This window comes from Roseomonas aerilata DSM 19363, from assembly GCF_000711725.1.
Lineage (GTDB): Bacteria > Pseudomonadota > Alphaproteobacteria > Acetobacterales > Acetobacteraceae > Roseomonas > Roseomonas aerilata.
This window is the reverse complement of record NZ_JONP01000028.1, coordinates 22,132-34,525: the sequence shown is the minus strand read 5'-3', so window position 1 is coordinate 34,525 and position 12,394 is coordinate 22,132. Positions and strand designations below refer to the sequence as shown.

General features: G+C 70.9%; 13 protein-coding genes. 6 read left to right on the top strand and 7 right to left on the bottom strand.

What is annotated here, in order from left to right:
• Positions 1 to 44 precede the first annotated feature (44 nt).
• On the top strand, positions 45 to 1,484 hold the full coding sequence (locus tag BO39_RS22845) for a dihydrolipoyl dehydrogenase family protein (RefSeq protein WP_342666339.1): 1,440 nt from the start codon (positions 45 to 47) through the stop codon (positions 1,482 to 1,484).
• Here BO39_RS22845 and BO39_RS22840 read toward each other — a convergent pair.
• Genes BO39_RS22840 through BO39_RS22830 form a run of 3 tightly spaced genes read right to left on the bottom strand, consistent with a single transcriptional unit; the run spans position 1,481 to position 3,332 of the window.
• Positions 1,481 to 1,954 carry a rhodanese-like domain-containing protein gene (locus tag BO39_RS22840; protein ID WP_052402489.1) on the bottom strand — a complete coding sequence of 158 codons (474 nt, stop codon included), beginning with the start codon at positions 1,952 to 1,954 and terminating at the stop codon, positions 1,481 to 1,483. The genes BO39_RS22845 and BO39_RS22840 overlap by 4 nt on opposite strands.
• Positions 1,951 to 2,454, bottom strand: coding sequence for a vitamin K epoxide reductase family protein (locus BO39_RS22835; RefSeq protein WP_043837880.1), 504 nt, complete (start codon positions 2,452 to 2,454; stop codon positions 1,951 to 1,953). Before BO39_RS22835 ends, BO39_RS22840 begins: the two co-directional genes overlap by 4 nt.
• Entirely contained in the window at positions 2,433 to 3,332 is a 900-nt protein-coding gene (locus BO39_RS22830) for a sterol desaturase family protein (protein WP_084698393.1), read from the bottom strand. The genes BO39_RS22835 and BO39_RS22830 overlap by 22 nt, the downstream gene beginning before the upstream one ends.
• Positions 3,333 to 3,399: 67 nt before the next feature.
• On the opposite strand from BO39_RS22830, the gene BO39_RS22825 reads away from it, so the two are divergent.
• Positions 3,400 to 4,017 (top strand): TIGR04282 family arsenosugar biosynthesis glycosyltransferase, encoded by a 618-nt coding sequence (locus tag BO39_RS22825; RefSeq protein WP_211257528.1) that lies wholly within the window; start codon positions 3,400 to 3,402, stop codon positions 4,015 to 4,017.
• The gene (locus BO39_RS22820) at positions 4,014 to 4,742 is read left to right on the top strand and encodes a glycosyltransferase (RefSeq protein ID WP_043837878.1); all 729 of its coding nucleotides are present in this window, start codon (positions 4,014 to 4,016) and stop codon (positions 4,740 to 4,742) included. The genes BO39_RS22825 and BO39_RS22820 overlap by 4 nt, the downstream gene beginning before the upstream one ends.
• Here BO39_RS22820 and BO39_RS22815 read toward each other — a convergent pair.
• The 4 genes from BO39_RS22815 to BO39_RS22800 all read right to left on the bottom strand — a co-directional run bounded on the left by BO39_RS22815 (position 4,724) and on the right by BO39_RS22800 (position 9,509).
• Positions 4,724 to 5,815 (bottom strand): SDR family oxidoreductase, encoded by a 1,092-nt coding sequence (locus BO39_RS22815; RefSeq protein ID WP_043837876.1) that lies wholly within the window; start codon positions 5,813 to 5,815, stop codon positions 4,724 to 4,726. The two genes, BO39_RS22820 and BO39_RS22815, sit on opposite strands and share 19 nt — an antisense overlap.
• A 743-nt stretch (positions 5,816 to 6,558) precedes the next feature.
• The gene (locus BO39_RS22810) at positions 6,559 to 7,635 is read right to left on the bottom strand and encodes an Ldh family oxidoreductase (RefSeq protein ID WP_211257527.1); all 1,077 of its coding nucleotides are present in this window, start codon (positions 7,633 to 7,635) and stop codon (positions 6,559 to 6,561) included.
• Positions 7,636 to 7,638: 3 nt separating this feature from the next.
• Entirely contained in the window at positions 7,639 to 8,628 is a 990-nt protein-coding gene (locus BO39_RS22805) for an amidohydrolase family protein (RefSeq protein WP_169742809.1), read from the bottom strand.
• A 74-nt stretch (positions 8,629 to 8,702) separates the two neighbouring features.
• On the bottom strand, positions 8,703 to 9,509 hold the full coding sequence (locus BO39_RS22800; protein WP_043837875.1) for a GntR family transcriptional regulator: 807 nt from the start codon (positions 9,507 to 9,509) through the stop codon (positions 8,703 to 8,705).
• A gap of 93 nt (positions 9,510 to 9,602) precedes the next feature.
• On the opposite strand from BO39_RS22800, the gene BO39_RS22795 reads away from it, so the two are divergent.
• From BO39_RS22795 to BO39_RS22785, 3 genes are all read left to right on the top strand, one after another.
• Entirely contained in the window at positions 9,603 to 10,577 is a 975-nt protein-coding gene (locus tag BO39_RS22795; protein ID WP_043837872.1) for a Bug family tripartite tricarboxylate transporter substrate binding protein, read from the top strand.
• A gap of 59 nt (positions 10,578 to 10,636) precedes the next feature.
• Positions 10,637 to 11,617, top strand: coding sequence for a Bug family tripartite tricarboxylate transporter substrate binding protein (locus tag BO39_RS22790; RefSeq protein ID WP_052402487.1), 981 nt, complete (start codon positions 10,637 to 10,639; stop codon positions 11,615 to 11,617).
• A gap of 345 nt (positions 11,618 to 11,962) precedes the next feature.
• The gene (locus BO39_RS22785; protein ID WP_043837869.1) at positions 11,963 to 12,376 is read left to right on the top strand and encodes a cupin domain-containing protein; all 414 of its coding nucleotides are present in this window, start codon (positions 11,963 to 11,965) and stop codon (positions 12,374 to 12,376) included.
• Positions 12,377 to 12,394: the final 18 nt, after the last annotated feature.

Below are 12,394 nucleotides of genomic sequence, written 5' to 3'. Positions count from 1 at the left end.
GCCATACTCTCCTCCCTCAACATCGCGCTGGCAGCGCAGGCAACATCGCGCGGACAGCGCGGGAGGCGACTCTGGCGCGCACGCACGACCTGATCGTCATCGGTGCCGGCGCGGCCGGGCTGACCGCAGCCGGGGGCTGCGCCCGGCTCGGCCTGCGCGTGGCGCTGGTGGAGCGCGACCGGATGGGGGGCGAGTGCCTCAACATGGGCTGCGTCCCATCCAAGGCGCTCCTGGCAGCCGCCCACCGGGCGCAGGCGGTGCGGGACGCGGCGCGGCTGGGCGTGCTGGCGGCTGAGCCCGACATCGATTTCGGCCGGGTGCGCGCGCATGTTCGCCACGCCATCGCGACGATCGCGCCGCATGACTCGGAGGGGCGCTTCCGGGCCTGGGGCGTGGAGGTGATCCGCGGCGAGGCGCGCCTGCTGGACGGGACGGGGCGCGTCGCCGTCGCGGGGCGGGAGATCTCGGCCCCGCGGATCGTGCTGGCGGTCGGCTCGCGCCCTGCCGTGCCGGAGGTGGAGGGCCTCCCCAGGACGCCCTACCTGACGAACGAGACGCTGTGGGACCTTGACCGCCTGCCGGGCCACCTCCTCGTCCTGGGTGGTGGCCCGGCCGGGATGGAGATGGCCCAGGCTTTCCGCAGGCTGGGAGCGGCCGTGACGGTGATCGCGGGTGGCCGGCCCTTCCCGCGGGACGATGCCGAGGCGGCGGCGGCGGTGCTGGAGCGGCTGGCCGCCGAGGGCGTGACGATCCTGCGCGAGGCCCGCGCCGTGACAACATCTCCGACGGTGGGCGGCGTGCGCCTCGGGCTGGCCGACGGGAGCGCGGTGGAGGGCAGCCACCTCCTGGTGGCCACTGGCCGCAGGGCCGCTGTGGATGGGCTGGGGCTGGAGGCGGCGGGCATCACGGTGGACTCGGGTGGCATCCGGGTCGATGCGCGGCTCCGGACCACCAACTCCCGCATACTCGCAATCGGCGATTGCCGCTCCGGCCCGCGCTTCACCCACCGGGCAGGCCAGGAGGGGGCGGTGGTGGTAACGAGCCTCGGCCTTGGTATCCCCGCGAAGGCCGACGAGGCGGCGCTGCCCTGGGTGACCTTCACCGATCCCGAACTGGCTCAGGTGGGGCTGACCGAGGCCGCGGCGCGGGAGCGGCACGGGCGAGTGGGGGTGCACCGCGAGGGCTTCGCGGAGAACGACCGGGCGGTCGCGGAAGGCGACACGGCGGGCTTCGTGAAGGTCGTCACCGTTCGCGGCAGGGTGGTCGGCGCCACGATCGTCGGCGCGGGGGCGGGGGAGATGGTGCTGCCCTGGAGCCTGATCATCGCCGGGAAGGCCTCGCCCTGGGCCCTGTCCGGGGCGGTGGTGCCCTATCCCACGCGTTCTGAGCTCTCCAAGGCCGTCGCCTTCTCCGCCTACGAGGCACGGATCTTCGGCCCCTGGGCACGGCGCTGGGCAGGGCTCCTGGCGCGGCTGCGGCGCTAGCGGCTCAGCAGCTGCCCCCAGCGCGCGTCGAAGGGGTGGACGGCGTGGGTCGGGCCGCGGTCGTCCACCATGGGCAGGCCGAGGCGGGCCCAGCGGAAGATGCCGCCGCGCAGGTTCAGCACGCGCGCGGGCGACAGGCCGTGATCCAGGAGCGCCTTCGCCATGCGGCCGGACCGCAGGCCGACGGCGCAGGAGAGGACGATCGGGGTGGCCTCCGCGATCCCGGCCCCGGTCAGCACCTCCGGGACCGGGGTGCCGGGCGGCACGAGGCGTGCGCCGGGGATGCGGCCCATCGCGTGCTCCTCCGGCATGCGGACATCGAGCAGGATCGGCGGATCGCCCTGCAGCCGCACGAAGAGGTCCTCCGCCGTGATCTCCGGCACGCCCGGCAGGAAGGCAGCGATCGCCGCCTCGCAGAATGAGAGCGCGGCACCGCGGGCGGTTGGGTCGAAGGCGAAGGCGCCGCTCAACGGCCCAGCAGGTTCCGCAGCCCCCGGGCCGCCTCAGGCAGGGCGAGCGCGAGGGAGGCGATGGAGACGAGACTGGCGGTCTGGCAGTAGGCGCAGAGCGCCTTGTTGTCCGCCCATTCCTCCTGCGCCAGCTTCAGGTTGGTGCCGACATCGAAAAGCGTCTTGGCGGCCAGCGCCACGGGCAGCAGAGGCCGCTCCTCCGCCCGGTTCCGTCCGCCGGCGGCGGCCAGGGCGGCGGTGGCGGCGTAGGTGGCGATCATCAGCACCGCATCCGGCACCTGCAGGCGCTTGTAGGCGTAGTCCGAGGCGTTCACCCGCTCGGAATCGAAGGGGCCCACGGGCGGGTCCGGCAGGCGGCGGATGATGCCGGTCTGGTACAGCGTCACGACCTGCCCGATGGCCACGCCGACGAGGGACAGCCCCACCAGCCAGCGGCGGCGGCGGAGGTCGGGGTCGGTACGCCGCCGCAGGTCGCGGCTCAGCTCGGAGGGCGTGGGCATGGCGGGCTCCCTGATGATCGCCTGGGAACGCCGGGCGCGGCACCGCTGTTGCAGCGGCCCCGCACCGGCCCGCCCGCCTGCAGGTGCCGCTCGCGCGGGCGCCAAGCGTCGCGCTGGGGGTGGAAGGGCATCTCGAGCGAGGGGCGCAGCCGCAGGTCCGCCGGGTCGCGGTAGGCGGGAACCCCGATCCGCAGGTCGCGCTGCGCCACGTCCCAGCAGAAGGTGCGGTGCAGCCGGTCCCAGACGCTCAGCCCGCTCGTCCAGTTGGAGTTCGTTTCCGCCTTCACGGTGGAGTGGTGGATGCCGTGCATCCGCGGCGTGGTCAGCACGAGCGCCAGCACCCGCTCCAGCCGCTCCGGCAGGCGCAGGTTGGCGTGGTGGAAAAGGACGGAGAGGAAGAAGAACCCCTGCCACGCTCGGAAAGCGCGGGGCGAGACGCCGAGGAAGGCGACCTGCGCCGCCCGCCAGGGCACGGAGACCAGCATGTCCACCGCGTGGAAGCGCAGCGCGGTGGAGGCGTCCAGGTCCAGGTCGATGTGGTGGACCAGGTGCAGGCGCCAGAGGGCGGGCACCTTATGGGTCAGCACGTGCCACACGTAGATCGTGTAGTCCATCAGCAGGAAGGCGACGGCATCCCGTGCCAGGGGCGGCAGGGGCAGGCGCTGCACCAGCCCCTGCCGCCGCTCCTCCGCCCGGCGCGCCAGGCGCCGCGCCAGGGGCCCCTCCACCGCCGCCACCACCGCCATGCTGAGGGCGCCCATGGCGAGGTTGCGAAGGGTGCGGGACGGCTCGGCCTGGGAGCGGCGGCGCAGCGGCGCGCGTCGCTCGGCCAGGAAAATCGCCCCGGCCGCCAGGGCGAGGCCGGCATCCAGCAGCATCGCCCCGGCCTTTCCGCCGGCCGGCGGCGGGGCGAGACTGCGGCGAGTTCGGGACGGAGCGAGCGGCATGGCCGGTGAGATGAGGGGGGCCGCGCGGGGCGGCAAGGCGCCGCGCGTCGCGCTCTTCGCCCGCTTCCCCGAGCCGGGCCGGGCCAAGACGCGGCTCATCCCTACCCTGGGTGCCGAAGGCGCGGCCGCCCTGCACCGGCGCCTGACGGAGCGGGCGCTGAGCGCGCTCCGGGCCAGCGGCCTGCCCTTTGAGCTGCGCCACACCGGCGCGGCGCCCGAGGCCTTCCGCGCCTGGTTGGGCGAGGAGGTGCCGCTGGCGGAGCAGGGGGAGGGCGACCTCGGCGCCCGGATGGCGTGGGCCGCGGCGGACGCGCCGGCGATCCTGGTGGGCGCCGACCTGCCCGATCTCCTGCCCCGCCACCTGATCGCGGCCGCGGCGGCGCTGGAGAGCCATCCCGCCGTGATCGGCCCGGCCGAGGACGGCGGCTACTGGCTGCTCGGCCTGCGTGAGCCGATGCCCTCCCTGTTCGAGCCGATGGCCTGGGGCACGGAAACGGTGTTCGCCGAGACCATGACCCGCTTCGCCGCGGGGGGCGTGACCCCCGCGCTGCTTGAGACGCTGGCCGATCTCGACCGGCCGGAGGACCTGGCCCGCTGGCCGGAGCTCGCGGGGTGACCGGCGTCGCCATCGTCATCCCCGTGCTGAACGAGGTGGCGTCCTTGCCGGCGCTGCTGCGCAACCTCGCGGCGCTGCACCCGCCGCCGGACGAGATCGTGGCCGTGGATGGCGGCAGCGGCGACGGATCGGCCGCCATGGCCCGCACAGGCGGCCTTCGCGTGGTGGAGCACCCCGTGCGCGGCCGCGCCGCCCAGATCAACCGCGGGGTGGAGGAGGTGTCGGCATCCGTCGTCCTCGTGCTGCACGCCGACACGACCCTGCCGGAGGACGCCGTGGCCGTGGTCCGGCGCGTGATGGCTGATCCCGGCACGGCGCTGGCGGGCTTCACGCCGCTGCTCAGCGGGCTGGAAACGGTGCGGTGGGGCACCAGCTTCCACAACTGGATCAAGACTTGGTACGCGCCGCTGCTCTTCCGCCCGCATCTCTTCCTGCGCGGCGCAAGGCTGCTCTTCGGCGACCACGCCATGTTCTTCCGCCGCGCCGACTTTCTCGCGGTGGGCGGCTGCGACACGACGCTCGCCGTGATGGAGGATGCCGATCTCTGCATCCGCTTCGCGCGGCTCGGGCGCACGCGGCTGGTGAACCGCGTCGTCCTCACCTCGGACCGGCGCGTCGCGGCCTGGGGTGGGCTGAGGGCGAACTGGGTGTACCTGAAGGTCGGCGTTCGCTGGGGACTGGGGCTGCGAAAGAGGCTGGACCGGCACTACCCGGACGTGCGCTGAAGCTCCTCGCCGCGCAGAAAGCCCCTGGCGATGCAGTGGTCGATCATGCGGCGCAGAAAGGCCCAGTCCACCGGCGGGCAGGCGCGGCCGCTCAGGGCGTGCAGGTTGCCGTCTGCGAAGCGCGGGTCGCGCAGGAAGTAGCTGGCGTAGAGACCCGTGATGCGCGCGTGCCACCACGCCTCCGCGTCCCCGAGAGCAGAGGCATCGAAGCTCTCCGGCCGCACGAAGCGCGGCACCTGGAACTGCGGGTAGCTTAGCGCCAGGTCGCGCAGCTGGACCACGGGCACCGGCGCGCCGGAGACGAGGTGAAAGACGCGACCGGCTGCGGCCTCCATGCGCTCCGCAATGTCCGTCAGCCCGTGCACGACATGGTCGATCGGCACCATGTCCAGGCTCGCGCCGGGGGCTGCAGGGATGGTGCGGATGCGGCCTTCCGTCACCAGGCGGATCATGCCGTACAGGTTGTCGAAGCGCGCGATGGCGCCGTTCGTCCAGGCACCCACCACAATGGAGGGGCGTGCGATGACAACAGGCAGGCCACGATTCCCTGCGGCGAGAACCAGGCCCTCCGCCTCAGCCTTGCTCGCCTCGTAGCCATTGGCGAAGCGCGTACCGATCGGCGTGTCACCTTCCGCCACCGGGCCGCTGCGCTCGCCGCAGACATAGGCCGTACTGACCTGCAGGAGCGGCACTCTCTGCGGGCCGGCCCGCTCGGCCAAAGCTAGGATCCGCGCCGTGCCCTCGACGTTCACGGCGTGGTACGTGCTGGGGTCGAGGTCGAAGCCGGTGACGGCCGCGCAGTGGACAATGATGTCCAGCCCCGCGGCCAGGTGGGCGAGCTGCGCCGCACTCAGGCCCAGCGCCTCCCGCCGTAGATCGGCCGGCAGGACGAGGATCTCTCCGGGGCACGGGGCCGCACCCGCCCACGGCCGGGATGCCACGTCTTCCGGAGCATCGGCCAGAAGCACAGGCTTCCGACCGGTCATGGCGACGACGCCGTGGCCACTCGCGGCCAAGTGGCCGGCCAGGGCACCGCCGAGTAGCCCGGAGGCGCCGGTGATCAGGATACGCACAGGGTTGTCCTTCGCTGAGGATCAAGGATGCCGTTGGTCAAGGATTGGAGATGTCGTCCACGACCCCGGTGCTGAGGTGTCACTCAACCCTCGATTCGCTGGAGGATCGATACCTGCGGCCTCGATTCTCCTGCTTCCCCATTTTCAAGCACAGATGCCTAACCTTCACCGGATGACGTCATGGCCTGGCGGCGCCTCGCCATTCGCGATGCGCCTTGTGCTGTTCGCACGCTGCGTGCCGCTTCAATGCATGACGCAGCCGTTTATGGCGGTGGTGATACAGCGTCCGCTCCTTCTGTCACACCAGCCGACACGACGACGAAAGCGGCAGATGCAGGGGTTCAAGTCAGCGCCACGCGCAGCGCTTCCTTTCCACACACAGCCGGATCCACAACCGCTTCCAGCTTCGCCGCCACCGTTTGGCCGCCACTGAATACCGTACTGTTCGTGACGCCGCATTCGCCACATGGCAGGATGTGACCGGAGTTGCATCCGCCGCGTGAGGCTACCACCAGCCGTGAGCTCTCGGCGTCGACGTCCTCGCCAACCTGACAACGCCCAGTCATCGTTCGGCCTTCCCCGTCTGCTCGGCCCCGAGCCCAGCCTATCGTCGAACCAACTGCGAGGTTGCTTCTCCACAGCTTCGGCCTGCCATCTAGGCAATCTGCGGCTTGCCGCAGAGTTTACAACGCAACGGCTCAGCGCAGCGCTGTTCCCCAAAGACGGATCGGTGGCTAGCACGGTCAGCGCTCCGCGAGCGGCGCGACGTCGGCCTCGGTGGCCAGTCGGTCAAGCCCGGCAACGAGCGCGGCGGGCAAGACGACGCCCCGTGCGACGCGGTCCCGCCGGCGCTCGCCCCGCAGCTCGCCGGGGGTGCGGATCCGGTCCACCCCGGGCAGGCGTGCGGAGGCCCGCAGGTCCTCCAGGTGGCGCCGCACCTCGACCTGGAACATCGCAGGGTCCAGGAAGCGGGACACATCGAGCGCGATGAGGACGTGGCCCGTTTCCGTCACCGTGCGATCGTCGGCGTTGAAGTCCACCACGTCGCGCCCGAAGGCGGCGCGGTTGAGCGGGCCTGCGAGCAGGCCGAGCACCAGGGCGAGGCCGCTGCCCTTGTAGCCGCCGACGGGGAGTAGGATGCCCTCGTGGCTGCGCTTCGGATCGGTTAACGGCTCGCCGGTGCGGGCGTCGATCATCCAGCCCTCCGGCATCGGCCGGTCCTGCAGTGCGTGGCCCTTCACCGTGCCGTATGAGACGACGGTGGTGGCCATGTCCAGCACCACCGGGTCGTCCTCCCCCATGGGGATGGCGATGGCCAGCGGGTTGGTGCCCAGCAGGGATTCCGTGCCGCCCCAGGGGGCCATGTGGTTGGCGCTGGCCACTACCGTGTAGATGCCGACCATCCCCGCCGCGAGCGGCAGGCAGGCGTGCACCGCGCCCGAGCCCGCGTGGTTGGACTGGCGCGCGCCCACCCAGGCGATACCGCTCTCCCGCGCGACGGCGATTGCAGTTTCGGCGGTGCGGGACATCACGAGGTGGCCTGGGCCGTTGTCGCCCTCCACCATTGCCACGGCCGGCGCCAAGCGGCGCACCACGATCTCCGGTCGCGGGTTCATGCCGCCTGCGCGCAACCGGCGCACATACTGTGGCAGCCGGAAGATGCCGTGGGCGTCGGCGCCGGTGAGGTCGGCCTCCACCATCAACTCGGCGACACGCCGCGCCTCCTCCGCCCGCATGCCCTGAGCGGCCAGCACATCCGCCGCGAAGCCGACCAGCGCCGCCGCCGCGTGCCGGGGCGCCCCGGCCTCCTCGTCCACCACGGATCAGTCCTCCAAGCCAAGAAGGCGCCGGGCGTTGCCCGAAAGGATCGCGTTGCGTGCCGCCGGGTCGGCGATCGCCGCCTCCACCTCCTCGACACCGGACGCGGTGCCCATGTCGAAAGGGTAGTCGGTGCCGAAAAGGATCCGCTCAGGCCCGACCTCCTCCAGCAGGAAGCGCAGGGGCCCCGGCGCGTGGGTGATGCTGTCGTAGAGCAATCGGTCCAGGCTCTCCGCCGGATCGCCCTTCAGCCGCGCCCGCGGCTCCGGCCGCACGCGCCAGCCGTGGCGGAAGCGCCCGGCCTGGAAGGGCACGAAGCCACCCGCATGGGAGAGGAGGAAGCGGACGCGCGGGTGCCGCTCGATCACTCCGCCGAAGACGAGGGAGGCGGCCGCGATCGTCGTCTCCAGCGGGTTCCCGATGAGGTTGGTGAGATAGTAGCTCCGCATCCGCTCCGCCGCGACGACCTTGTGTGGGTGGACCAGTACGAGCAGACCGTGTTGGTCCGCCACCTCCCACACCGCGTCGAGCGCGGGGTCGTCGAGGTTCCGTCCGGCAATGTTGGAGCCGATGTGCAGCCCGCGCAGCCCGTGTGCCGTCACCGCCCGCGCCAGCGTGGCGGCGGCGCGGACAGGATCCTGCATCGGCGCGGTGGCAAGGCCGGCGAGACGGCCGGGATGCGCGCGCCCCAACGCACCAATCGCCTCGTTCTGGATCTCGGAGACGGCATCAGCTGCGCCTGCGTCCCCCTCGTAGAGAAAGGTGTGGGGGATGTTGCAAACCACCTGCATATCCACGCGCTGCGCGGCCATGTCCGCGAAGCGGCGCTCCAGGTCCCAGGCGGCACGGGGGAAGGGGTTCTGCCGGACGTCTAGGATCTCAAGAACGGCAGCCTCGTCGTCCAGCCGTGTCAGCCGCGGTGCCAGACCCGGCACGTCGCGGGCGATGCCCGCGATCATGGCCTCGGTCAGCACGTGGGCGTGGGCGTCGATCACGGGCACGGCGATCCTCCATTGCGGTCTGGCGCCGCGCTTCCATAACAACATATGATGAATTCTTCCGCGACCGGTCAAGATCGGACGGCGTGGACTTCATCCCGGCGAAGCGTGCGAGTGAAGGAGAAGCCGTCGGCGCGGTAATAGGTCCGCGTGCACTCGATCGCTTGCCCCAGCGCATCCGCGGCCACGCGCTCCGTCATCACCAGCGGCTCGTGCTCGGCGATTGTCAGCAGCCGCGCGCGGAAGGAGTCGGCCCGAATCACCTCGATCCGCTCCTGCGCCTCCCGGGCGATCAAGCCGAACACCTCCTCCAGCACGAGGTGCAGCGGCGGCGAGAGATCAACGCTTAGCAGGTCCGGCGCCAACGTCAGGGGCACGAAGCTTGTGCGGATTGCGACCGGCCTGCCATCGCGCTCCAGCAGCCGGCGGATCTTGTGCGCCGGCGCGTCGGTCGCGATCTCCAAGCGGGAAGCCACCCAGTTCGGCGCGGGCACTGTCTCAGCGGCGTGGATCCGCACGGCGCCGGGCGGCCCCTCGTCGAAGGCGCTGGACAAAAAGTGCCCGGGGTTCTGCAGCGGCGCCTCCCGCCGAGCCAGGCGCACGAAGGTGCCGCGGCCCTGCTGGCGGTGCAGCAGCCCCTCGTCCACCAGAGAGGTCACGGCCTGCCGCACCGTAATCCGCGATAGGCCGTAATGCGCACCGATTTCCGCCTCGGTCGGGATGCGGTCTCCGGGGCTGAGGTCGAAGCTTAGGTGATCCCGCAGTGCGTGTTTCAACTGCAGCCAGCGGGGAATGGCGGCACCGCCTCGCAGCGGCCGCAGTGGCGGTGGGGCTTCCGCTGCCGCCCGTTCCTCCGCCTGTCCCTCCGGCTGGCTCACCCGCGTTTCCCGTTCTTGACAAACTCGTCGGTGAATAGGTCTTATGTCGTTATAAAGCAAATGCGGCGGATGCGCCGTGACGGAGGGAACAGGATGGCGGGCAGGACAGGGCGGTGGCTGCTGGCCGCGGCGATGATGGCCCTCTCAGTGGCCAGCGCCTCCGCCCAGGCTCCCTATCCCGAACGGCCCATCCGCGTAATCGAGCCCCTGGCAGCCGGCAGTGCCGTGGACGTTGTCGTCCGCATCGTAACGGAGCGGATGAGCGAGCTGCTCGGGCAACGTCTGGTGATCGAGAACCAGACCGGCGCTTCCGGCCTCGTCGGCATGCGTGCCGGGGCGCGCGCCGCGCCGGACGGCTACACGCTGCTCGCCGTCAACGACGCGGTGGTCACGGCGCTGCCGAACATCAATCCGGCGGCTGGTTACGACCCGCGGAAGGACCTCGCGCCGATTGGCCAGATCGTGCGCATCCGCTGGGGCCTCGTCGCGCATCCCTCCGCCCCGGCACGGGATGTGGCGGGGCTGATCGCCGAGGCGCGCGCCAGGCCGGGCGCGATCGACTACGCCTCCGGCGGCTCCGGCAGCCCGCAGCAGATCGCCATGGAGATGCTGTTGAACGCCGCGGGCGTGCGGATGAACCACATCTCCTACCGCGGCGCGACGCCCGCCCTCGTCGCCGTCACGGCGGGCGAGGTGCCCTACGGCTTCTTCGGCCTGCCCACGCCCAACGCCTACGTTCGGGACGGGCAGCTCCGCATGCTCGCCACCGCCGGCCCCGCGCGACTCTCCTCTTTCCCCGACACGCCGACGGTGGCGGAGGCCCTGCCAGGTTTTAGCTTCTTCACGTGGGGCGCTTTCCTCGCCCCCGCCGGAACGTCGCCCGCGATCGTGGCCCGCCTAAGCGCAGCCCTTCGCGAGACGCTGGCGGCGCCGGCGATCCGAAGTCGCCTGGAAGAGCTGGGATACGAGGTGGTCGGCAACACGCCAGAGGAGTTCGGCGCGGCATTGGCGCAGGACTACGCGAGGATGGGCGAGATCATCCGCGCTGCCGGCATCCGCATGGAATAGACGCACCGCCCCGCAACGACCGGAGAGCTGGGGGTGGACCGCATCGGGAGGAAACGGACATGACCCACACCACACGACGCCTGCTGCTGGGTGCCGCAGCCCTGGCGGCAGGGGCGCGCACGGCCCGTGCGCAGGCGTGGCCGTCCCGCCCGGTGCGTCTGATCGTCCCGCTCGTGCCCGGTGGCACGACCGACCTTATTGCGCGAGTGATCGCCGATCCCTTGTCGAAGCTCATCGGCGGCAACGTCGTTGTGGAGAACAGGCCCGGTGCGAATGGCTGGATTGCCAATGACTACGTGATGCGCGAGAGGCCTGACGGGCACACGTTGATCGTCAACAACGTGTCCACCCACGCCATCAACTCGGCCATGGCGGCGCCGGAGCGGGCGCTCGTTCCCTCCCGCGGGCTGGTGCCGATCACGAACCTGATCGAGGCGCCTCAGTTCTTCCTGGCGCCCGCCGAGTATCCCGCCACCTCTCTCGCCGACTTCGTCGCGCGCGCCAAGGCCAGCCCCAAGCCGCTGGTCTACGCTTCCGCCGGGGTCGGCTCCTACCAGCACATCGACCTCGAGACCTTCGCCCGGCGCGCCGGCATCAACCTCGTCCACCTGCCGCTGCGGGGCGCAGGTGAGATTGTCCCGGTCATGTTGCGCGGCGATGCGCAGATCACCGAGTTCAACGTGTCCGCGGCGGCCCCGCACATCGAGGCAGGGCGCCTGCGGCCGCTGGCCATCGTCGCGCGCGAGCGCCTCGCGAGCTACCCGGACACACCGACGACGGTCGAGGCGGGCTTCCCGGACCTTGTCACCACCCTTTGGAACGGGCTCTTCGCCCCAGTCGGCACGCCTGACGGCCTGATCGTCGCGCTGCACCGCCATGTCGTGTCCATCCTGCGTGACCCGGAGGTGCTGGCTGCTCTGAATCGGCAGGCCGTGCGCGCGACGCCAAGCGACAGCCCAGCCGCCTTCGCGATCTACCTGGCCGAGGACGTCGCGCGCTGGAGCGCGCTGACACGCGAGTTCAACATCCAGCTTAACTGAGCGGGCGGTGGGTCGGTGCCGTTGCACCCACTTACGCTATGCACTGCCACATCCCGGCAGAGTTTGCGCCGCGGTGCGCAGGTGTGATTTGAGGGATGCTTGAGGGCAGCTTAGGCCGCCCCCCGCTCTTCACCTCGTCCGTCGCCACGTTGAACCCCGCCGCCGGCACCTGATGTCAGCCGGCAAGGTCCGGCGCACTCAGACCAAGACTTTCCGAACCTGGCGGCAGGAAACATGCGTGCGAACAGTCCTCTGATATTGCTGCCGCTTCGGTTACGCGGCCAAACTCGCACGCTCGACGAACAACTTGCCAATATCCCTCGGACTAATAAGAAGGAAGTGACAATGACGACCGAGACCCCCAAGGGTGTGGTGCTCTACCCAGACGAGATGAAGGCATACGAGCGCGGCGGCGGAGCGAAGACCATCCCTCTCATCGGCCCGAAGATCGGCGCGAAGAGCTTTCTCAACGGCATGACGATCTTCGGCCCGGGCGCCGCAATCCCACTCCACACGCATAACTGCGAGGAGAGCGTTCTCCTGCTGGAGGGAAATGCTGTTGCGGAGATCGACGGGGAGCAACACGAGATCAAGGCCGGTGACATCTCATGGATCCCCGAGGGCGTGCCACACCGTTTCATCAATGCCTCGAACACCGAGGGGATGAAGATCCTCTGGATCTACGCCCGCGTGGACGCCACCCGTACCCTCGTCGAGACCGGCGAGACGCGTCCCGTGCTCGCCGAGCATAAGGACTGAGGGCGATCAGATGTTCCG

What these genes read in the sequence shown, in the direction of transcription:
- BO39_RS22835 (WP_043837880.1), bottom strand. Translation starts at nt 2,454, where the DNA reads ATGCCCACGCCCTCCGAGCTGAGCCGCGACCTGCGGCGGCGTACCGAC.
- BO39_RS22830 (WP_084698393.1), bottom strand. Translation starts at nt 3,332, where the DNA reads ATGCTGCTGGATGCCGGCCTCGCCCTGGCGGCCGGGGCGATTTTCCTG.
- BO39_RS22825 (WP_211257528.1), top strand. Translation starts at nt 3,400, where the DNA reads ATGGCCGGTGAGATGAGGGGGGCCGCGCGGGGCGGCAAGGCGCCGCGC.
- BO39_RS22795 (WP_043837872.1), top strand. Translation starts at nt 9,603, where the DNA reads ATGGCGGGCAGGACAGGGCGGTGGCTGCTGGCCGCGGCGATGATGGCC.
- BO39_RS22790 (WP_052402487.1), top strand. Translation starts at nt 10,637, where the DNA reads ATGACCCACACCACACGACGCCTGCTGCTGGGTGCCGCAGCCCTGGCG.
- BO39_RS22785 (WP_043837869.1), top strand. Translation starts at nt 11,963, where the DNA reads ATGACGACCGAGACCCCCAAGGGTGTGGTGCTCTACCCAGACGAGATG.